The 20,453-nt window shown below is 66.3% G+C and carries 15 protein-coding genes; 6 read left to right on the top strand and 9 right to left on the bottom strand.

The window, feature by feature from the left end; translation table 11 throughout:
* The first annotated feature begins 59 nt into the window (after positions 1–59).
* Together rpoB and CLV30_RS20305 are read left to right on the top strand one after the other, a co-directional pair.
* A complete protein-coding gene (gene rpoB / locus CLV30_RS20310; protein ID WP_106539103.1) occupies positions 60–3,530 on the top strand; it encodes a DNA-directed RNA polymerase subunit beta in 3,471 nt (1,156 codons plus the stop codon).
* Positions 3,531–3,728: 198 nt separating this feature from the next.
* Positions 3,729–7,640 (top strand): DNA-directed RNA polymerase subunit beta', encoded by a 3,912-nt coding sequence (locus tag CLV30_RS20305; RefSeq protein WP_106539061.1) that lies wholly within the window; start codon positions 3,729–3,731, stop codon positions 7,638–7,640.
* Between the two features lie 180 nt (positions 7,641–7,820).
* Here CLV30_RS20305 and CLV30_RS20300 read toward each other — a convergent pair whose 3' ends face one another.
* The 9 genes from CLV30_RS20300 to CLV30_RS20260 form a co-directional block, all read right to left on the bottom strand.
* Positions 7,821–8,246 carry a hypothetical protein gene (locus CLV30_RS20300; protein ID WP_106539060.1) on the bottom strand — a complete coding sequence of 142 codons (426 nt, stop codon included), beginning with the start codon at positions 8,244–8,246 and terminating at the stop codon, positions 7,821–7,823.
* 279 nt (positions 8,247–8,525) lie between these two features.
* The gene (locus CLV30_RS20295) at positions 8,526–8,972 is read right to left on the bottom strand and encodes a hypothetical protein (protein ID WP_106539059.1); all 447 of its coding nucleotides are present in this window, start codon (positions 8,970–8,972) and stop codon (positions 8,526–8,528) included.
* Between the two features lie 2 nt (positions 8,973–8,974).
* Positions 8,975–9,784 carry a hypothetical protein gene (locus CLV30_RS20290; protein WP_129711109.1) on the bottom strand — a complete coding sequence of 270 codons (810 nt, stop codon included), beginning with the start codon at positions 9,782–9,784 and terminating at the stop codon, positions 8,975–8,977.
* Between the two features lie 98 nt (positions 9,785–9,882).
* Positions 9,883–10,392 carry a DnaJ family domain-containing protein gene (locus CLV30_RS20285; protein WP_106539102.1) on the bottom strand — a complete coding sequence of 170 codons (510 nt, stop codon included), beginning with the start codon at positions 10,390–10,392 and terminating at the stop codon, positions 9,883–9,885.
* Between the two features lie 154 nt (positions 10,393–10,546).
* Positions 10,547–10,966, bottom strand: a complete 420-nt coding sequence (locus CLV30_RS20280; RefSeq protein ID WP_106539057.1) for a hypothetical protein — start codon at positions 10,964–10,966, stop codon at positions 10,547–10,549.
* A gap of 7 nt (positions 10,967–10,973) precedes the next feature.
* A complete protein-coding gene (locus tag CLV30_RS20275) occupies positions 10,974–11,360 on the bottom strand; it encodes a hypothetical protein (protein ID WP_106539056.1) in 387 nt (128 codons plus the stop codon).
* A gap of 295 nt (positions 11,361–11,655) precedes the next feature.
* The gene (locus tag CLV30_RS20270) at positions 11,656–11,916 is read right to left on the bottom strand and encodes a hypothetical protein (RefSeq protein WP_106539055.1); all 261 of its coding nucleotides are present in this window, start codon (positions 11,914–11,916) and stop codon (positions 11,656–11,658) included.
* Positions 11,917–11,939: 23 nt separating this feature from the next.
* A complete protein-coding gene (locus CLV30_RS20265; RefSeq protein WP_106539054.1) occupies positions 11,940–12,392 on the bottom strand; it encodes a hypothetical protein in 453 nt (150 codons plus the stop codon).
* Positions 12,389–15,157 carry an FtsK/SpoIIIE domain-containing protein gene (locus tag CLV30_RS20260; RefSeq protein WP_106539053.1) on the bottom strand — a complete coding sequence of 923 codons (2,769 nt, stop codon included), beginning with the start codon at positions 15,155–15,157 and terminating at the stop codon, positions 12,389–12,391. Before CLV30_RS20260 ends, CLV30_RS20265 begins: the two co-directional genes overlap by 4 nt.
* 559 nt (positions 15,158–15,716) lie before the next feature.
* Between CLV30_RS20260 and rpsL the strand changes: the two genes are divergently transcribed.
* From rpsL to tuf, 4 genes are all read left to right on the top strand, one after another.
* The gene (gene rpsL / locus CLV30_RS20255; RefSeq protein WP_106539052.1) at positions 15,717–16,091 is read left to right on the top strand and encodes a 30S ribosomal protein S12; all 375 of its coding nucleotides are present in this window, start codon (positions 15,717–15,719) and stop codon (positions 16,089–16,091) included.
* Complete coding sequence (gene rpsG, locus CLV30_RS20250; RefSeq protein WP_106539051.1) at positions 16,091–16,561, top strand: 30S ribosomal protein S7; 471 nt, start codon at positions 16,091–16,093, stop codon at positions 16,559–16,561. Before rpsL ends, rpsG begins: the two co-directional genes overlap by 1 nt.
* A gap of 39 nt (positions 16,562–16,600) precedes the next feature.
* Positions 16,601–18,706, top strand: a complete 2,106-nt coding sequence (gene fusA / locus CLV30_RS20245; RefSeq protein WP_106539050.1) for an elongation factor G — start codon at positions 16,601–16,603, stop codon at positions 18,704–18,706.
* A gap of 116 nt (positions 18,707–18,822) precedes the next feature.
* On the top strand, positions 18,823–20,019 hold the full coding sequence (gene tuf, locus CLV30_RS20240) for an elongation factor Tu (protein ID WP_106539049.1): 1,197 nt from the start codon (positions 18,823–18,825) through the stop codon (positions 20,017–20,019).
* The last annotated feature ends 434 nt before the right edge of the window (positions 20,020–20,453 follow it).

Raw genomic sequence — 20,453 nt, 5'->3', positions numbered from 1 at the left:
GGGTCTGAAGACGGCGCAACCACGCGATTCACTCCATCCGTGTGCCCTCGGAAGGACCCCTGTTGGCCGTCACGCCCACCGCTCATGAGACCAAGAACGGCTCGCGCCGCCTTTCCTTCGCCAAGATCCGGGAACCTCTCGAGGTACCCAACCTTCTCGCCCTTCAGCTAGACAGCTTCGACTGGCTGCTCGGAAACGAGCGCTGGCAGGCGCACGTCGCCGCCGCCGAAGCGGAGGGGCGCACCGACGTCAACACGACGTCGGGTCTGCAGGAGACGCTCGACGAGATCAGTCCCATCGAGGACTTCTCGGCGACGATGTCCCTGTCCTTCTCGAACCCCCGGTTCGAGGAGCCGAAGAACAGCATCGACGAGTGCAAGATGCGCGACTTCACGTACTCCGCGCCGCTGTTCGTCACCGCCGAGTTCATCAACAACGAGACCGGCGAGATCAAGTCCCAGACCGTCTTCATGGGCGACTTCCCGCTCATGACGCCCAAGGGCACGTTCATCGTCAACGGCACCGAGCGTGTCGTGGTCTCGCAGCTGGTCCGTTCACCGGGTGTGTACTTCGAGCGCGGCCTCGACAAGACGTCCGACCGCGACATCTACACCGCCAAGGTCATCCCGTCCCGTGGTGCCTGGCTGGAGTTCGAGGTCGACAAGCGCGACACCGTCGGCGTCCGGCTCGACCGCAAGCGCAAGCAGAACGTCACGGTACTGCTCAAGGCCATGGGCTGGACGAACGAGCAGATCCTCGAAGAGTTCGGCGACTACGAGTCGATGCGCGCGACCCTGGAGAAGGACCACACCACCACCCAGGAAGAGGCGCTGCTCGACATCTACCGGAAGATGCGCCCGGGTGAGCCGCCGACCCGGGAGGCGGCACAGCAGCTTCTCGAGAACGCGTACTTCAACCCCAAGCGCTACGACCTCGCCAAGGTCGGCCGGTACAAGCTGGGCAAGAAGCTCGGGTTCGAGTCGCAGCTCGACCAGAGCACGCTGACCATGGACGACATCATCGCCACGCTGCGGTACCTGGTCCGGCTGCACGCCGGCGAGACCGAGCTGACGCACGAGGGCACCACGGTGCCGGTCGAGGTCGACGACATCGACCACTTCGGCAACCGCCGTATCCGCACGGTCGGCGAGCTCATCCAGAACCAGGTGCGCACCGGCCTGTCGCGGATGGAGCGCGTGGTGCGCGAGCGGATGACCACTCAGGACGTCGAGGCGATCACGCCGCAGACCCTGATCAACATCCGCCCGGTCGTGGCCGCGATCCGGGAGTTCTTCGGCACCTCGCAGCTGTCGCAGTTCATGGACCAGACCAACCCGCTGGCCGGGCTGACGCACAAGCGCCGCGTCAACGCGCTGGGCCCGGGCGGTCTGTCCCGCGAGCGCGCCAGCATGGAGGTCCGCGACGTCCATCCGTCGCACTACGGCCGGATGTGCCCGATCGAAACGCCGGAGGGCCCGAACATCGGCTTGATCGGCTCTCTGGCCACGTACGGACGCATCAACGCGTTCGGTTTCATCGAGACGCCGTACCGCCGCGTCCACGACGGCCGGGTCACCGACGAGATCCGCTACCTCAGCGCGGACGAAGAGGACCGCAACGTCATCGCGCAGGCCAACACGCAGCTGGGCGAGGACGGCTACTTCGCCGAGGACAAGGTCCTGGTCCGTAAGCGCGGCGGCGAGGTCGAGGCGGTCGCGGGCGACCAGGTCGACTACATGGACGTCTCGCCGCGCCAGATGGTGTCGGTGGCCACCGCCATGATCCCGTTCCTCGAGCACGACGACGCCAACCGCGCGCTGATGGGCTCCAACATGCAGCGCCAGGCCGTGCCGTTGCTGCAGGCCGAGTCGCCGCTGGTCGGCACCGGCATGGAGTCGCACGCGGCGGAGGACGCCGGCGACGTGATCGTGGTCGACAAGGCCGGCGTGGTGACCGAGATGTCCGCCGACTACGTCACGGTCATGGCCGACGACGGCACGTACCAGACCTACCAGCTGGCGAAGTTCCGCCGGTCGAACGCGGGCTCGTGCATCAACCAGCGCCCGATCGTCGACGAGGGACAGCGGGTCGAGGTCGGCCAGGTCATCGCCGACGGGCCGTCCACCGACATGGGCGAGATGGCCCTGGGCAAGAACCTGCTGGTCGCGTTCATGTCCTGGGAGGGCCACAACTACGAGGACGCCATCGTCATCTCGCAGCGGCTCATCCAGGACGACGTCCTCACCTCGATCAAGATCGAGGAGCACGAGGTCGACGCCCGCGACACCAAGCTCGGCCCGGAGGAGATCACCCGGGACATCCCGAACGTGTCCGACGAGGTCCTCGCCGACCTCGACGAGCGCGGGATCATCCGCATCGGTGCCGAGGTCGGCAACGGCGACATCCTCGTCGGCAAGGTCACCCCGAAGGGCGAGACCGAGCTGACCCCCGAAGAGCGGCTGTTGCGGGCGATCTTCGGCGAGAAGGCCCGCGAGGTCAGGGACACGTCGCTGAAGGTGCCGCACGGCGAGTCCGGCAAGGTCATCGGCGTCCGGGTCTTCGACCGCGACGAGGGCGACGAACTGCCCCCGGGTGTCAACCAGCTGGTCCGGGTCTACATCGCACAGATGCGCAAGATCCAGGACGGCGACAAGCTCGCCGGCCGGCACGGCAACAAGGGCGTCATCGCGAAGATCCTTCCGGTCGAGGACATGCCGTTCCTCGAGGACGGCACGCCGGTCGACATCGTGCTGAACCCGCTGGGTGTGCCCAGCCGGATGAACCTCGGCCAGGTGATGGAGACCCACCTGGGCTGGGTGGCCAAGACCGGCTGGCAGGTCGAGGGCGACGACGAGGAGTGGCAGCAGCGGCTGGCGTCGATCGGCGCCACCGAGGCGCCGGCCGACACCAACGTCGCCACTCCGGTGTTCGACGGTGCTCGCGAGGACGAGATCGCCGGCCTGCTGGCGTCCACGCTGCCGACCCGAGACGGCGACCGGCTGGTCAAGGGTGATGGCAAGGCCCGGTTGTTCGACGGGCGCTCGGGTGAGCCGTTCCCGTCCCCGGTGGCGGTGGGCTACATGTACATGCTGAAGCTCAACCACCACGTCGACGACAAGATCCACGCCCGCTCGACGGGGCCGTACTCGATGGTCACCCAGCAGCCGCTGGGCGGCAAGGCCCAGTTCGGCGGCCAGCGGTTCGGCGAGATGGAGGTCTGGGCGCTGCAGGCCTACGGCGCGGCCTACGCGCTGCAGGAGCTGCTCACCATCAAGTCCGACGACGTCCCCGGCCGCGTGAAGGTCTACGAGGCGATCGTCAAGGGCGAGAACATCCCCGAGTCCGGCCTGCCGGAGTCGTTCAAGGTGCTCTACAAGGAGATGCAGGCACTGTGTCTCAACGTCGAGGTGCTCTCCAGTGACGGATCTCAGATCGAGATGCGCGAAACGGACGAGGACGTCTTCCGCGCCGCGGAGGAACTCGGTATCGATCTGTCCCGGCGCGAGCCGAGCAGCGTCGAGGAAGTATGACGCGTCGAGAAGCATGACGACACACGCAGCGAGCCACGGACAGTGAGGTGGTCGGCGGTGGGACGAGATGCGCAGGGATCAAGCCTGACCGCCCGAAGCAGATCGTCCCACCGCCGACACCATCCACCCGGGTGAGCAGCGAACTCGACACCAAGCGTCGACGACAACAGCGAGATACTTAGCGAGAGAAGGACACACGTGCTCGACGTCAACTTCTACGACGAGCTGCGCATCGGCCTCGCCACTGCCGACAACATCCGCGAGTGGTCGCACGGCGAGGTCAAGAAGCCGGAGACCATCAACTACCGAACCCTGAAGCCGGAGAAGGACGGGCTCTTCTGCGAGAAGATCTTCGGTCCCACCCGGGACTGGGAGTGCTACTGCGGCAAGTACAAGCGGGTGCGCTTCAAGGGCATCATCTGTGAGCGCTGCGGTGTCGAGGTGACCCGCGCGAAGGTGCGTCGTGAGCGGATGGGCCACATCGAGCTGGCCGCCCCGGTCACGCACATCTGGTATTTCAAGGGCGTGCCGTCGCGGCTCGGCTACCTGCTCGATCTTGCGCCGAAGGACCTCGAGAAGGTCATCTACTTCGCGGCGTACATGATCACCTGGGTGGACGAGGAAGCGCGGCACCGCGACCTGTCGTCGCTCGAGGGCCAGATCGACGTCGAGCGCAAGCAGGTCGAACAGCGCCGTGACGCCGACATCGAGGCGCGGGCGAAGAAGCTCGAGTCCGACCTGGCCGAGCTCGAGGCCGAAGGCGCCAAGGGCGATGTCCGGCGCAAGGTCAAGGAGTCGGCCGAGCGTGAGATGAGCCAGCTGCGCAAGCGCGCGGAGGGCGAGGTCGACCGGCTCAACGCCGTCTGGGACCGCTTCCGCAACCTCAAGGTCCAGGACCTCGAGGGCGACGAGATGCTGTACCGCGAGATGCGTGACCGTTTCGGCCAGTACTTCCGCGGCGGTATGGGCGCACAGGCGATCAAGGAGCGCCTCGACCACTTCGACCTCGAGGCCGAGGCGGAGAAGCTGCGCGAGCTGATCCGCACCGGCAAGGGGCAGAAGAAGACCCGGGCCCTGAAGCGGCTCAAGGTGGTCTCGCCGTTCCTGACCACGCGCAACGACCCCCGCGGCATGGTGCTCGACGCCGTCCCGGTCATTCCGCCGGACCTGCGGCCGATGGTTCAGCTCGACGGCGGGCGCTTCGCGACCAGCGACCTGAACGACCTCTACCGCCGGGTCATCAACCGGAACAACCGCCTCAAGCGGCTGCTCGACCTGGGTGCCCCGGAGATCATCGTCAACAACGAGAAGCGGATGCTGCAGGAGTCCGTCGACGCGTTGTTCGACAACGGGCGCCGCGGACGGCCGGTCACCGGCCCGGGCAACCGGCCGCTGAAGTCCATCTCGGACATGCTCAAGGGCAAGCAGGGCCGGTTCCGCCAGAACCTGCTCGGTAAGCGGGTCGACTACTCCGGCCGGTCCGTCATCGTCGTCGGTCCGCAGCTCAAGCTGCACCAGTGCGGGCTGCCGAAGGGCATGGCCATCGAGCTGTTCAAGCCGTTCGTGATGAAGCGGCTGGTCGACCTGTCGCACGCGCAGAACATCAAGAGCGCCAAGCGGATGGTCGAGCGGCAGCGGCCGGTGGTGTGGGACGTCCTCGAAGAGGTCATCGCCGAGCACCCGGTGCTGCTGAACCGTGCGCCGACACTGCACCGCCTGGGTATCCAGGCGTTCGAGCCGCAGCTGGTCGAGGGCAAGGCCATCCAGATCCACCCGCTCGTCTGCACCGCGTTCAACGCGGACTTCGACGGTGACCAGATGGCGGTCCACCTGCCGCTGTCGGCCGAGGCGCAGGCCGAGGCACGGATCCTGATGCTGTCGAGCAACAACATCCTCAAGCCGGCCGACGGCCGGCCGGTGACGATGCCGACGCAGGACATGGTGCTGGGCATCTACTACCTCACCTCCGACCGCGACGATCAGGTGGGCGAGGGCCGCGCGTTCTCGTCGATCGCCGAGGCGATCTCCGCGTTCGACCGTGGTGAGCTGTCGTTGCAGGCGCCGATCTCCATCCGGCTCGACAGTGTCGTGCCGCCGGACGGGACCCCGACCCCCGAGGGCTGGGAGCCGGGCGAGCCGCTGACGGTGCAGACGACGCTGGGCCGGGCGCTGTTCAACGAGGCGCTGCCGCCGGACTATCCGTTCGTCAACAGCGCCGTGGAGAAGAAGCGCCTCGGTGCGCTGATCAACGACCTGGCCGAGCGGTACCAGAAGATCCAGGTCGCGGCGACGCTGGACTCGTTGAAGGAGATCGGGTTCCACTGGTCGACCCGCTCCGGTGTCACGGTGTCCGTCGACGACATCGTCGCGCCCGAGACGAAGGGCCAGATCCTCGAGGGCTTCGAGGCGAAGGCCGAGAAGGTCGAGCGCAACTTCGGCCGTGGCGTGATCTCCGACGGCGAGCGCCGCGAGGAGCTCATCGACATCTGGACGGACGCCACGAACGCCGTCGACGAGGCGATGCGCGAGTCGTTCGTGCCGGGCAACAGCATCGACATGATGGTCGCGTCCGGTGCGCGTGGTAACTGGATGCAGATCCGGCAGCTGTCCGGGATGCGCGGCCTGGTGGCGAACCCGAAGGGTGAGACCATCCCGCGGCCGATCAAGTCGAGCTTCCGCGAAGGGCTCTCCGTGGTGGAGTTCTTCATCTCCACGCACGGTGCGCGGAAGGGTCTCGCGGACACCGCGCTGCGTACCGCCGACTCGGGTTACCTCACCCGGCGGCTGGTGGACGTCTCGCAGGACGTCATCATCCGTGAGGTCGACTGCGGCACGGAGCGTGGGCTGGTGCTGCCGATCGCGGCGGCGGGTTCGGACGGCACGCTGGTCCAGGACGAGCACGCCGAGACGTCGGTGTACGCGCGGGCGCTGTCCGAGGACGTCGTCGCCCCGGACGGGACGACGGTCGCCCAGGCCGGCGACGACGTCGGCGACGTCGAGATCGGCCGCCTCGTGGCGGCGGGTGTCGAGAAGGTCCGCGTGCGCAGCGTGCTGACATGCGAGAGCAAGACCGGCGTCTGCGCGATGTGCTATGGCCGTTCGCTCGCGACCGGTCAGCTGGTGGACGTCGGGGAGGCCGTCGGCATCATCGCGGCGCAGTCGATCGGTGAGCCGGGTACCCAGCTGACCATGCGTACGTTCCACACCGGCGGTGTCGCCGGCGAGGACATCACGCACGGTCTGCCGCGTGTCGTCGAGCTGTTCGAGGCGCGCGCCCCGAAGGGGAAGGCGCCGCTGTCGGAGGTGACCGGCCGGGTCCGTATCGAAGAGGACGCGAAGGGCACCCACGCGGTGATCGTCCCCGACGACGGTTCCGACGAGCAGTCGTTCCCGCTGAGCCGCCGGGTGTCGGAGTGGTCGAACCGGCGCGCGCCGGGCATCGCCCAGTGGCGTGTGCAGGACGGCGACCGCGTCGACGTGGGCGAGCTGCTGCACTCCGGTACCGCGGACCCGCACGACGTGCTGCGTGTGCAGGGCCAGCGGGCCGTGCAGGTGTTCCTCACCGACCAGGTGCAGGAGGTCTACCGGTCGCAGGGTGTGTCCATCCACGACAAGCACATCGAGATCATCGTGCGGCAGATGCTGCGGCGGATCACCGTGCTCGAGAGTGGTATCACGGACCTGCTGCCGGGCGAGCTCGTCGAGCGTTCCCGGTTCGAGGAGGAGAACCGCCGTGCGGTGTCCGAGGGCGGCGGCCCCGCTTCCGGCCGGCCGCAGCTCATGGGCATCACCAAGGCGTCGCTGGCCACGGACTCGTGGCTGTCGGCGGCGTCGTTCCAGGAGACCACTCGGGTGCTGACGGAGGCGGCGATAAACGCCAAGTCCGACCCGCTGATCGGGCTCAAGGAGAACGTCATCCTCGGTAAGCTCATCCCGGCCGGTACCGGCCTTTCGCGGTACCGCAACCTGCGGGTGGAGCCGACCGAGGAGGCCAAGGCGGCCATGTACTCCATGGTCGACTACGGCGCCGACTACTCCGATTACGAGTTCGGCCAGGGCTCCGGCGAGGCGGTCCGGCTCGAGGACTACGACTTCGGCTCCTACAGCTGACGGTCCCGTCCGACGTACCACCACGAGGGGTGTGGCAGCCGCGTCCAAGCGGCCGCCACACCCCTTACCCGTTGCTCGGAATGATCCACGTTGTTGAAGCATGGATGGAAATCCATGCGTCACCACCCCTGCACGCCTGGTGACGCGTGCACGATCCTGGTGATGGTTCCGCCGTAGCGGTCAGCGATCGGCGTCGCGGTCAGCGCGCTCGTCGTCGATCTCGCCGAACACGTCGTCCATCGAACCGCTGCTGGGATCCTGGATGAGTTCCGACGCCAGCAGGAGCGCGTACAGCAGCAGCACATTGTGCGGCATGCCTTCCAGGAGCTCGGACTCGCCGGCGACGCCCCGCACGACGCTCTCGAGCGCGATCGGCTGAACGGCGAACACACTGTCGAAACGCTCACGGACCGCAGCAGCCAGTTCGGCCGCCTGCGTGGCGTCGAGCTCGGGCCTGCACCGGTCGACCAGGACCGCGAGTGCGTGCAGGATGTCCTCTTGGCTGCTGGCCCAGTTGTCCTGCTCCAGGCGCTTGGTCACCTCGACGAACCCGGCGGCATCGCCGCGGGCAGCTTTGTCGACGGCGCTCGCGATCAGCTCGCGCATACGGCGTGTCCTCCTCGGTTTCGGGTGGCGTGGTAGCGCCTCGGATCTCGCTGTTCGTTCGACTGCCGATGGCGGTTACGGCCGTCAGCCCGCGCTTTCGCTCGCGCCGCCGCAGGTCGCCGTGGGCAAACCGGGACCGGTCATTCACCGGCGAGTCCGCGTCTCGCGCCCACCTCGGCGAGATTTGGCGATGGACCTTGAGTGCCGAGACTGTTACGTCGCCCCTTCGGGTAGAGATCATCTTCAGACCGGCCACTCGCCGAAACCTTTGCGCTGCGCTCAGTCGCCTTGGTCAGGGAAATCAGCGGGAGACACCTCCGTTGGCATGGAACCGAGCGCTTCGTCAACAGTCAGGTACCTCTCGTGGACGAGTTGGCCGACAACGAGCAGTGAGTAGGTTGCCGACAAGTCTCGTGGCACCCCGTGCGACGCCTCTCTGTCGTCGGTCGCACCGCGGATGATCGCCTCCATTATCGGGCGGTTGATCTTCAACGAACCACGAAATCGGTCGCTTACTCTACGGGTCAGTTCGGCCGCAACGGCGGGTCCGACAGAGGGAAGCTCCTCAGTCGCCCGAAGCAGCGACTCGATAATCGTGATGCCACTCTTGTCCCAGCCTTGTCGCTCGAGGCGGCCGATGGCAGACGCGAACGACGGAGCGTCGCCCCGGCTTGCGTCAACGACCGCCTGGCGGACCAGTTTCTCGACGGTTTGTTCCTCGGGCACTGTTACCGTCCTCTCCTTCTGTGCGTCGACCGGGCCAGTGCCTCCCACAGAGCTGCCAGCGTCATCGACAAGGCTGTGACGGGATCGTTGACGTCAAGCCCGGGTGGAGGCTTTGGCGGTTCGTAGTTCGGCTCGACCAGAATCTCATGGGCGAGGTTCCCGATCTCGTTACCATTGCCCAGCCAGATCTCCCTGGCTTCCTTGGCCCGCTGGGAGGCCGAACGCCGAGTGGAGCGATTCTCGTTTCGTTCTTTGAATTCCTCGGGTTCGTCCTGCGCGGTGGCAGCGGCACTGCCGGCGTGCGGTTGCGGCACGCCGTCATCATCGTCCGAGATGTGCTCGTCATCGACAGTAGCGGTTGCTTCCCATCCCACAGGGTCGGGTGCAGCTGCACCCGGTACGATGACGGTTCCGTCTGGAAGCGTGATGCGCCGAAGATCGGCATCCGAGGAGTCGTGCTTGGCCGGGCCCGGTTCCAGGCCGGCAGGTCCGACGTCGACTGGGTCATGGTCGTCAGGCTGGAGCAGCCCTCGGAGTTCGGTGGCCTGTTCGTCGAATGTCGTGCCGACGTCGTCGGCCAATTCGTCCATGACGCGCGCCATGTCACCGGCGATCTCACGGACGGCGGATTCGACGGCCGCGGCCTCGTCACGAGGAAGCTCCGACACGGCGACGCGGACAATCTCTTCCACGCTCGAATCGATCTCGCTTCCGGCCGCGTCGATGATGCCCTGGGAATCGGCCGCCGTAGCGGTCAACGCGTCCACGCTCGACCGGACCGGGCGGCCGTTCTGCCCGCTCTCGGCGCTCATGACGTTGTAGGTGCACGTCATGGGCAACGTGTGACAACTGAGCAGATGGCCACATCACGGGGCGAGTTCTCGCGGCGCTGTCCGCACTGGGACCGTGACTACGCTCGATGCTGCCGACTCGTGAGGCGGTGCCACCAGCGTGGACGGCTGGGTGCCGCGGCTTCCTGGGAGGCCGGGACCGTCGTCGAAGCGTCGGACGCAGACGCTGCCCGGTCTTCCTTCCACTGCGCGACGACGGTGTCCGCGTTCACCAGTCCGACGCGGATGTGTGGTCCGGAGGGTGCTCGCAGCCAGGCCTTGATCCGGGCATTCAGATCGGCGACCACCGCACGCACCTCGTCTTCGGACGTGAGGTCGCGGACCGTCTCGGGCAGCCGGTGCGTCTCTTTGCGCAGCTTCAGCGCAGTCGGGAGCACTTCTTCGGTCGACAGACCCTCGCGCGCCAGCTTGTCACGGACCCACCAAAGCTCGTCGCGCTGTCGGCCGAGGTTCGGCAGGGGCTTGCCGGCGCCCGGCAGGTCGTCGAACTCGCCGCGTTCCTGCGCTTCGCGGATCTGCTTGTCGATCCACGTTTCGAAGTCGATCCCGGAAGGTTTGCGTTCAGTCATCGGGTGGCGCTCCACTCCCTGAGGTGCGCACGGGAGGAGATCGAGACGTCTGGCCTCGCCGAAAGTATATCCAGCAACTCGACTGCCGATCCCGTCGTAAAGCTCGATGACGGGACGTCGATTGCCCGCGGGGCAGTGTCGCTCGGGCGTGCACTCACTGCGCGGTTCCGTCGGGGAAGACGATGCGGTCGAGGAGGGTGTCGAGGAAGGTGGACCAGTCACCGTCGGGTGCGAGGCCGACTACGAGGTATCCGCCGCAGACGATGGCCAGGCCGAACGTGTCGGCCTCGTCGGTGCTATAGGGCTGTCCGTGCCAGACTTCGCGCAGGAAGGTCTGGACTCCATTTGGTTCGAGGTCGGCCCACGCCATCGTTTTCGCCATATTGGCGCCGAGGGTGGTGAAGTCGTCGTCGGTCATTCCTTCCGGCCTGGCGGCCGAGAGGGCTTCGATGATGACGCGGCGGGCGAGGTTGAACGCGACGACGTGTTCGTGGTCGGACAGTCCTTCGAATGTGGCGACCATTTCGTCGCCGGCTCCGGCTCCGTCTCCGGCGCAGGCGAAGCCGTGGCGCATGGCGGCTTCAGCGCGGACGAGTGCTGGGTCGAGTGCCATGGGCTAGCTCCTTCTGGTTTTGCGCCGGTTCCGCCAGCGCGCCGGCGCCGACACCAAGCAGGCCGACCATGGTGCGGATGGGCTCCGGGATGTGGCCGGCGAACACCGCGACCAGAGCACCGCCGGTCGGCGCGTAGGCGATGGCCCGGTCGCGTGCGACGTGCCACGTACGCTCAGTACGGCGTAGACGGTGCCCCGTTTGCAGCGCCTCGTTGATCTGATTGTCGGTGTCTGTCCAGTCGTATGAATTGACGGCCGGAGGGGGTGACGCCGCGGTGTCGGTTTTGGGTTCGGTGTCGGTGGTCTCCGGTGCCGGATCCCGTGGCGCGCCAGAGGCGGTGTTGCCGGTGGACAATCGCGGTGTTCCGGCATTCCATCCGGTCAGGGTGTCGGCGTAGCGGTGACCGTGGTTGCTGGTTTCGATCAGGGCGGTGATCGAGACGGCGAGACGTTCGGCGGCGTGGTGGGCGAGGTCGGCGACGCGCTTAAGACCTGGGTCGTTGCTGGTGCGAGAGAGGTGTGCGGCGCGGACGGCGAAGGTGACGGATGTGCTGCTGGCTCTGGTGTAGGTGCGGAGTGTCGTGCTGGATCCGTTCGCACAATGCGTGGATCGTGCGGGCGAGGTCTTCCAGTTCCGACACGAGTGTGCCTCAGAGGCTGGAGGCGTAAGAGTTGGCAGCTTTGGCGGCCTGCTGCAGTGCGACTATGGCGTCGTCGACGCGCTGCTCGGCGGCCTTCAACGTTGCGATCATGTCCTGATCGACATGCTGTGCGGAGCCGCCCACAGTGGCGGTGACTTGACCGACCGATTCGGAGAACTTTGCTTTGTAGCCAGCCAGGGACGTGGCTGTGGCCGAAGCGTCGCGACCGAGCGCGGCGACCTGGGACTTGAGCTGAGAGAGCTGCGACAACGTTCCTCCCGGAATAGGGGCAGTCAGATGAATTGGATCACGATCAGGGTGATGACCAGCACGACCGTGGCGAAAGCGACCAACAAGCCAACGCCGCCTGCGACATCACCTGCCAGTTCTGACGGGCTCTTCTGCTTCGACACCGCCGTTCTCAACTCGTCCAGAGCAACGTCAGCGCGTCGCGTCGCCTCCCGGATGTCGAGGCGCGGGTCTATCTCTGCGTCGGCCAATGGTTCGCTACGGTCGATAAGGACCTGGCCGCGGACACGCCGCAGTTCGTCTCGGCCATCGCTGAGGAGTTGGTTGCACTTCTGCTTGTGCTCGTACGTGTGCTCAATCTCGTGCTCGAACGAAGCTCGTACGGATTCGGTGCGCTGCTCCTGATCGGCGGCCAGTCGTTCGACGTCTGCGTCGGCCTCCTCGGGCATCTCGGCCAGGTGGGCGGCGGCCTGCCTGTATGCGTCCCAGCCGTTCAAAGCTGCTCCACCATCTGACGTACCGTATCGATCTGTGCAGTCATGAGAGGCCGGAACGGGACAATGACGCTGGGCTCCGACGATTCGACGCGGTCGTGCAGCAGCCCGCGTGGCCCGTCAGGTTTCCAGACCGTGAACGGACCGAACAGATCCTGTGCGTCATTCGATGTGACTCGAAGCGCGAGGATGCCGTCGACGGTCCCGGACGCCTCGAGCCCCAGGTGCTCGTTCATCACCCGCAAACTCGACCACCATGCCAGCAGGTGCGCGCCGACCGGTGGTCCGTCACGCAGCAGGGCGTGCACACCGTCAGCTGGAGTAACCGTTGCGCCACGCGCCATATCGAGGTGGCGGAACTTTCGAACCCGGTCGAGGCCGAACGCGACGACATAGACCGGCGCATCGTCCGGCTGACGCGATTCGATCATGTCGTTCAGGCTGATTAGGTAGTCGTCGACGTTCTTGTTGTCGTACCGGGTCACCGTCACGCCTGACGTGCCGAGGATGTTCGTGAACTCGTTCATGTTGCACGCCGTCGACGTCGTCTCCGGCAGGAGGTCGACAATGACGATCTGCGCACCATCGCCACCGTGCTGGGCGGCGAGACTCAAGGCGGCGGCCTGTAGTGCGCCGACGGCCTGGTTGTCCGCTTCAGAGATGCCGGAACCGCTTCGAGGAGCGCCTGCGCCGACCACGGCGAGATGGCGTCCGTTGTCGGCGGTCAGTGCGAACCCGACGGGCTCGGAACGGACGTCGACCGTGGTACCGAGTAGCGCCGACCGAGCCGCTGTCGAGTCCGGTGACCGGCGAATGCCGCTCAACTTCTGATGAGCCTCGGCGAGTGAAGGAGCATGCGCGCCGTCGAAAGTTGTCGGTCGCCGAGAATGGTCGGCCCCCGAGTGATCGCACAGACGTTGACGTAGTTGAGCCAGTTGGCGGTCCTGGGCCCAGCACACCGTGGCCCGGCGGTTCGACTCGACGTCGCCGAAGTCGAGATTGACGAGGAGTTCGCCGCGATAGCGTAGCCGTGCTGCTGCCGTGTTGTTCTGGTCCAGGACGGCGCGAGACTCCGCTGCGGAGTTCTTCAGCGCCAGGCGGATCGGGAACTGCGCGAAGATCCCATCCTGTTTTGTGAGCATCGATGTGATGCCTGAGAGTGTCTGCGACGCGAGCACGAGGTGAATGCCATAGGCGCGGCCCTTCCGGGCGAGACGTTCGAGGTCGGCCAGAGCTCGTTCAGAGGTGTCGTCGTCCGCGTCGAACAGCACCTGGAACTCGTCGATGACGACGAGGATTCGGGGCATCCGGTGCGACGGGTCGGCGAGACGGTACTTCGTGATGTTGTCGCCGTGCCCGCGCATCAGCGTCGCCCTGCGCTCGAACTCAGCCACCAGGTGCGACAAGACGGACGCACCGTAGGTCCGATCGCTGTTCAACCCGATGGATACCGCGTGGGGGAGCCACGACGGGGGTGACGACCGGGCTCCCAATGGTTCGAGCGTCACGCCCTCCTTGAAGTCGAGGAGATGCATCTCGAGTTCACTCGGCGGATAGCGCATCGCGAGGCTGTGGATGAGCACCATGAGCAGGTTCGACTTGCCCTGGCCGACGGCACCGGAGACCAGGATGTTGTGGCGTTGATCGATCTCGTCACCCAACGTGAGAGTGACGGGGCGCTGGCCGGCACGGCCGATGGTTGCGGTAAGGCGATGGGTCGACACGTCGGACAGGAGATCAACGTTCGGCTGGCAATCGAGGAAATCGATCTGCGGAGCTTGTGCTCCCCGCGCCTTCTCGGCGAGGTCGGCGGTGGTCGTGAGGTCGGGCTCGGGGTCCGGCGTCATCGTCCAGCCCGGAAGCCAACCCGTTCGCACCCCCTGATCGGTGACCGCGATCGTCTCTGCCTGGGAGGCAAGCGTGTCGACGGCGGGCGTACCGGGTGTGGACCGAAAGGCGGGATCGACATGCACGATCGTGCTGACGCCGACGGCAGGTCCAGCCCGCATGACGTTGAGCAGACCTTCGGTGGCCCGCCTGGAGAACCCGGCGGGAAAGTCGGTGACGACGAGGAGCTGGTAGGTGCCGATGGGCTGGCCGGTCTCGCGACGCAGCTGGCCGAGGGTGGAGCGCCGCCCCTGGAACATGTCCACCGTGGCACGAACGTCGGCGAGGAGCCCTTGGAGCATTTCCTCGACCTCGTGTTCCGACGTGGCAGGCGGTGTCAAGAGGTCATCGCGGACGTCGGCGAGTGGCGAGAACGCGGCGAGTGCGGACCGGACCGACGGATCGACTGATCGGATGCGTACCTGGCCAGGGCCGCTATCTGTCAGCGTCTGATGGACCATCGATCGGATCAGCCCTGCGACGGTGTCCGACCAGGAGCCGGTGAGGACGAGATTTCCGTGATCGAGTAGTGGTGCCCACACGGGGATCGTGGGTGACGCCGCACGATCGGGCAGATCCGTGTCGAGCGTCGCCTGCCCCAGGCGCACGTACTCGGCAACGTCGAACGGGCCCCCATCGTGCTGGGGCGTTGAGAAGGTGGTGACGGCGTCGTTCAGCGCCGTTCGGCGTCGTGATGTCTCGGCGGCATGGTCCTCGTACAGATCGCCGGCCTCTTCCGCAAAGCCCGCCCTCAGCTGCTTGAGATCGTCGGCACGCCGCTGTTCGAGTGCTTGTCGGTCCCGGTCCGCGACCTGGTGAAGTATTGCGACGGCGTCGACCAGCGCCTGCGTCGCACGGATGGTTCGGGCGCGCCCGAGCATCTACCGCGTCCGGCGGGGTGTGCTTGAAGCGCGCGGAGCGGCGAACTCGGACGATACGACACGCACGGCGACCCCCGTGTGGATGATCAAAGTTGGAGAACGCACGGTAGCAGGTCGCTGACCACGTTCGACAGAGTTCAGTCACGGCGACGGTCAACGAGATCACTGCTTCACCTTCACGCTTGACTTCGGCGTCACAGTGCAGGGGTGACGCGGGCGGGCGTGGTGAGCTACCGTGGCCGCACGACGGCAGGTTGCCTGAGCGCGGCGCCCGCTTTGACCTGGGTGCCCTCGAGCGGGTAACCTCATTCTTCGTGCCTGGACTGTTCCGGGCCAACCGGCGCGCCCAGCCGACGAGCTGGCGCATACCGGACAGATCCACCGACCACACTGATCGGGAACCTGGTTGCGTGGAGTGGTGTCGGGCCGACACGCCCGACCGCGGGGGTCGCCTGACGGCGGCCGCCCACCATTCCGCTGACGAGGTTGTCGTTCAGCGCGATCCGAGAACCCAGATGTCGAGGCAGTTCGACACACGCACGAGGACAACGGAGACGTAGTGCCCACGATCCAGCAGCTGGTCCGCAAGGGCCGCCAGGACAAGGTCGCCAAGAACACAACTCCGGCGCTCAAAGGCAGCCCGCAGCGGCGCGGTGTGTGCACGCGCGTGTACACCACGACCCCCAAAAAGCCGAACTCGGCCCTGCGTAAGGTCGCTCGCGTCAAGCTGACCAGTCAGATCGAGGTCACCGCCTACATCCCGGGCGTGGGCCACAACCTGCAGGAGCACTCGATGGTGCTCGTGCGCGGCGGTCGTGTGAAGGACCTGCCCGGCGTCCGGTACAAGATCGTCCGCGGTTCGCTCGACACGCAGGGCGTGAAGAACCGCAAGCAGGCGCGCAGTCGGTACGGCGCGAAGAAGGAGAAGAGCTGATGCCGCGCAAGGGCCCCGCCCCGAAGCGACCGGTCATTGTCGACCCGGTCTACGGTTCCCCGCTGGTCACCCAGTTGGTGAACAAGGTCCTCGTCGACGGCAAGAAGTCGGTCGCCGAGGGCATCGTGCACGGCGCCCTCGAGGGCTGCCGTGAGAAGACCGGCACCGACCCGGTCGTGACGCTCAAGCGCGCCCTCGACAACGTCAAGCCCACGCTCGAGGTGCGCAGCCGCCGCGTCGGTGGCGCCACCTACCAGGTGCCCATCGAGGTGCGTTCGGGGCGCAGTACGACGCTGGCGCTGCGCTGGCTGGTCAGCTACTCGCGCGCGCGTCGTGAGAAGACGATGACCGAGCGGCTGATGAACGAGATTCTCGACGCCTCCAACGGCCTGGGTGCCAGCGTGAAGCGTCGTGAGGACACCCACAAGATGGCCGAGTCGAACAAGGCCTTCGCGCACTACCGCTGGTAATCCACGCAGGCATTCGACGAACCAGGAAGCGACGCAGGAATGGCGACCGACCTCCGCAAAGTCGATCTGGCCAAGGTCCGCAACATCGGGATCATGGCGCACATCGACGCGGGCAAGACCACCACGACCGAGCGGATTCTGTACTACACCGGTATCAACTACAAGATCGGTGAGGTCCATGACGGCGCAGCCACCATGGACTGGATGGAGCAGGAGCAGGAACGCGGCATCACGATCACCTCGGCCGCGACCACCTGCGAGTGGGACGACCACACCATCAACATCATCGACACGCCCGGCCACGTCGACTTCACGGTCGAGGTCGAGCGCAACCTGCGCGTGCTCGACGGCGCGGTGGCGGTCTTCGACGGCGTCGCCGGAGTCGAGCCGCAGTCCGAGACCGTGTGGCACCAGGCCGACAAGTACGGCGTACCGCGGATGTGCTTCATCAACAAGCTCGACCGCACCGGCGCCGAGTTCCACCGCTGTGTCGACATGATCGTGACCAGGCTGCACGCGACACCGTTGGTGCTGCAGCTGCCGATCGGTGCGGAGGCGGACTTCAAGGGTGTCATCGACCTCGTGTCGATGAAGGCGTTGACGTGGTCGGCCGAGGCCAAGCTCGGCGAGGCCTACGAGACGGGCGACATCCCGGACACGCACACCGAGGCGGCCGCGGAGTGGCGCGACAAGCTGCTGGAGACCATCGCCGAGAACGACGAGGCGATGATGGAGCTCTACCTGGACGGCAAGGAGCCGTCGGAGGAAGAGCTCAAGGCGGCCATCCGGCGCGCGACGATCGCGAACAACCTCACCCCGGTGCTGTGCGGCTCGGCGTTCAAGAACAAGGGCGTGCAGCCCATGCTGGACGCGGTGGTCTCCTACCTGCCGTCGCCCATGGACGTCGGCGCCGTCGAGGGCCACCCGGTGAACGACGAAGAGTCGATCATCACGCGCGAGCCCGAGGACGACGCGTCGATGTCCGCGCTGGCGTTCAAGATCGCCGCGGACCCGCACCTCGGCAAGCTGACCTTCATCCGGATGTACTCCGGCACGCTCACCGCGGGCACGCAGGTGCAGAACAGCACCAAGGGCCACAAGGAGCGCATCGGCAAGATCTACCGGATGCACGCGAACAAGCGTGAGGAGATCGAGCGGGCCAGTGCCGGGCAGATCGTCGCCGTCATGGGGCTGAAGAACACGACGACCGGTGACACGCTCTCCGACTCGTCGGCGCCGATCATCCTCGAGTCGATGAAGTTCCCGGCTCCGGTGATCCACGTGGCCATCGAGCCGAAGACGCGCAGCGACCAGGACAAGCTGTCGACCGCGATCCAGCGCTTGGTCGAGGAGGACCCGACCTTCCAGGTGCGCACCGACGAGGAGACCGGGCAGACGGTCATCTCCGGCATGGGTGAGCTGCACCTCGAGGTCTTCGTCGACCGGATGAAGCGCGAGTTCAAGGTCGAGGCCAACGTCGGCAAGCCGCAGGTGGCCTACCGCGAGACGATCAAGCGCAAGGTCGAAGGGGTGGAGTACACCCACAAGAAGCAGACCGGCGGTTCGGGCCAGTTCGGCCGCGTCATCATCGACGTCGAGCCGACCGGTGGAGACGGCGACGGCGGGTACGAGTTCGTCAACGCCGTCACGGGTGGCCGGATCCCGCGGGAGTACATTCCTTCCGTGGACGAGGGCTGCCAGGAGGCCATGGAGTTCGGTGTCGTAGCCGGGTATCCGCTCGTCGACATCAAGGTGACGCTGCAGGACGGCGCTTACCACGACGTCGACTCGTCGGAGCTGGCCTTCAAGATCGCCGGTTCGATGGCGTTCAAGGACGCCGCGCGCCGCGCGGACCCGGTTCTGCTGGAGCCGGTCTTCGCGGTGGACGTCACCACCCCGGACGAGTACATGGGTGACGTCATCGGCGACATCAACTCCCGCCGTGGACAGGTTCAGTCCATGGAGGAACGTGCCGGCCAGCGTCTCGTCCAGGCGCTGGTCCCGCTGTCGGAGATGTTCGGCTACGTCGGTGACCTCCGCAGCAAGACCCAGGGCCGGGCGAGTTATTCGATGCAGTTCGACTCCTACGCCGAGGTTCCGCGGAGCGTGGCGGAGGAGATCATCAAGAAGGTCCGGGGCGAGTGATCGTCCCGGCCTTCACCCGGCCGGAACAACGTAGGCACACCCGACCAAGAAAAGCAGCCGAGCACACCGTTCGCGGGACATCGGCAACGTACGAGTCCTAACAGGAGGACCCAGCAGTGGCTAAGGCGAAGTTCGAGCGGACCAAGCCGCACGTCAACATCGGCACCATCGGGCACGTCGACCACGGGAAGACGACGCTGACCGCGGCGATCACGAAGGTGCTGCACGACAAGTACCCGGAGCTGAACCAGACGCAGATCTTCGAGGACATCGACAAGGCTCCCGAAGAGAAGCAGCGCGGTATCACGATCAACATCGCGCACGTCGAGTACCAGACCGAGCAGCGTCACTACGCTCACGTCGACGCTCCCGGCCACGCCGACTACGTGAAGAACATGATCACGGGTGCGGCGCAGATGGACGGGGCGATCCTGGTCGTGGCCGCCACCGACGGCCCGATGCCGCAGACCAAGGAGCACGTGCTCCTGGCCCGTCAGGTCGGCGTTCCGTACATCCTCGTCGCGCTGAACAAGGCGGACATGGTCGAGGACGACGAGATCATGGAGCTCGTCGAGATGGAGGTCCGTGAGCTGCTGAGCGAGCAGGACTTCGACGGCGACAACGCTCCGGTGGTCAAGGTCTCGGCGCTGAAGGCGCTCGAGGGCGACGCGGAGTGGGTCAAGTCGGTCGAGGACCTCATGGACGCCGTGGACGCGAGCATCCCGGACCCGACCCGTGACATCGAGAAGCCGTTCCTGATGCCGATCGAGGACGTCTTCACGATCACCGGCCGCGGCACGGTCGTCACCGGCCGTGTCGAGCGCGGCGTGCTCAAGGCCAGCGAGGAGATCGAGCTGGTCGGCATCCGTCCGGGCCCGGCGCCGAAGACGACGGTCACCGCGGTCGAGATGTTCCGCAAGACGCTGGACGAGGCCCGCGCCGGCGAGAACGTCGGCCTGTTGCTGCGTGGTACCAAGCGCGAGGACGTCGAGCGCGGCATGGTCGCGGTGAAGCCCGGCAGCAACACGCCGCACACCAACTTCGAGGCCGAGGTCTACATTCTCGGCAAGGACGAGGGTGGCCGGCACACGCCGTTCTTCAACAACTACCGTCCGCAGTTCTACTTCCGCACCACCGACGTGACCGGTGTCGTGACGCTGCCCGAGGGCACCGAGATGGTCATGCCCGGCGACAACACGGGGATGACGGTCGAGCTGATCCAGCCGGTCGCCATGGAGGAGAACCTGAAGTTCGCCATCCGTGAGGGTGGCCGGACGGTCGGCGCCGGTAACGTCACGAAGATCATCAAGTAATCCATGTCGTTGGCCGGCGGCGGGCGGCCGCTCGGGGCGGTGAGGCTTCATCCCCTCGCGGCTCACCCGCCGCCGGCGAACGACCGGTGGGGTTCGTTGACCTCATGACGTTCCGGCGTCGTCAGGTGATCGAGTTCCGCCCCGATTGGCCAGAGGCCGATCCGATCTGGCATACTGTTCAGGTTGCTCGGTGGAGGGCGACGTCAAGGCTGCACGCTCGCGGTCGATGGTGCATCGACTCGCACGACGGCGAACTCCGCCATGCCGGCTCGGTCGGTTCGACCAGGTCGGCTTCACCAGAAAGAATCCCTCGATTCGACGCACGTCGGCATAGCCGTGCCTTGTCACGGAGTGCGACACGCCCGACCGCGGGGGTCGGTGGAGCGCCTGGCCGGTGTTCGGTCAGATCGGATCTCAAGCGGTACGAAGAGTGA

The sequence above is a fragment of the Haloactinopolyspora alba genome, assembly GCF_003014555.1.
In the GTDB taxonomy this organism is placed as follows: Bacteria; Actinomycetota; Actinomycetes; order Jiangellales; family Jiangellaceae; genus Haloactinopolyspora; species Haloactinopolyspora alba.
The sequence above is the reverse complement of the archived record's forward strand: the minus strand, read 5'-3'. Positions and strand labels throughout refer to the sequence as shown.

Coding starts and splice junctions, on each gene's coding strand:
- CLV30_RS20300 (WP_106539060.1), bottom strand. CDS start 8,246: ATGCGCGAGCTGATCGCGAGCGCCGTCGACAAAGCTGCCCGCGGCGAT.
- CLV30_RS20290 (WP_129711109.1), bottom strand. CDS start 9,784: ATGAGCGCCGAGAGCGGGCAGAACGGCCGCCCGGTCCGGTCGAGCGTG.
- CLV30_RS20285 (WP_106539102.1), bottom strand. CDS start 10,392: ATGACTGAACGCAAACCTTCCGGGATCGACTTCGAAACGTGGATCGAC.
- CLV30_RS20280 (WP_106539057.1), bottom strand. CDS start 10,966: ATGCGCCACGGCTTCGCCTGCGCCGGAGACGGAGCCGGAGCCGGCGAC.
- CLV30_RS20260 (WP_106539053.1), bottom strand. CDS start 15,157: ATGCTCGGGCGCGCCCGAACCATCCGTGCGACGCAGGCGCTGGTCGAC.
- rpsG (WP_106539051.1), top strand. CDS start 16,091: ATGCCGCGCAAGGGCCCCGCCCCGAAGCGACCGGTCATTGTCGACCCG.
- fusA (WP_106539050.1), top strand. CDS start 16,601: ATGGCGACCGACCTCCGCAAAGTCGATCTGGCCAAGGTCCGCAACATC.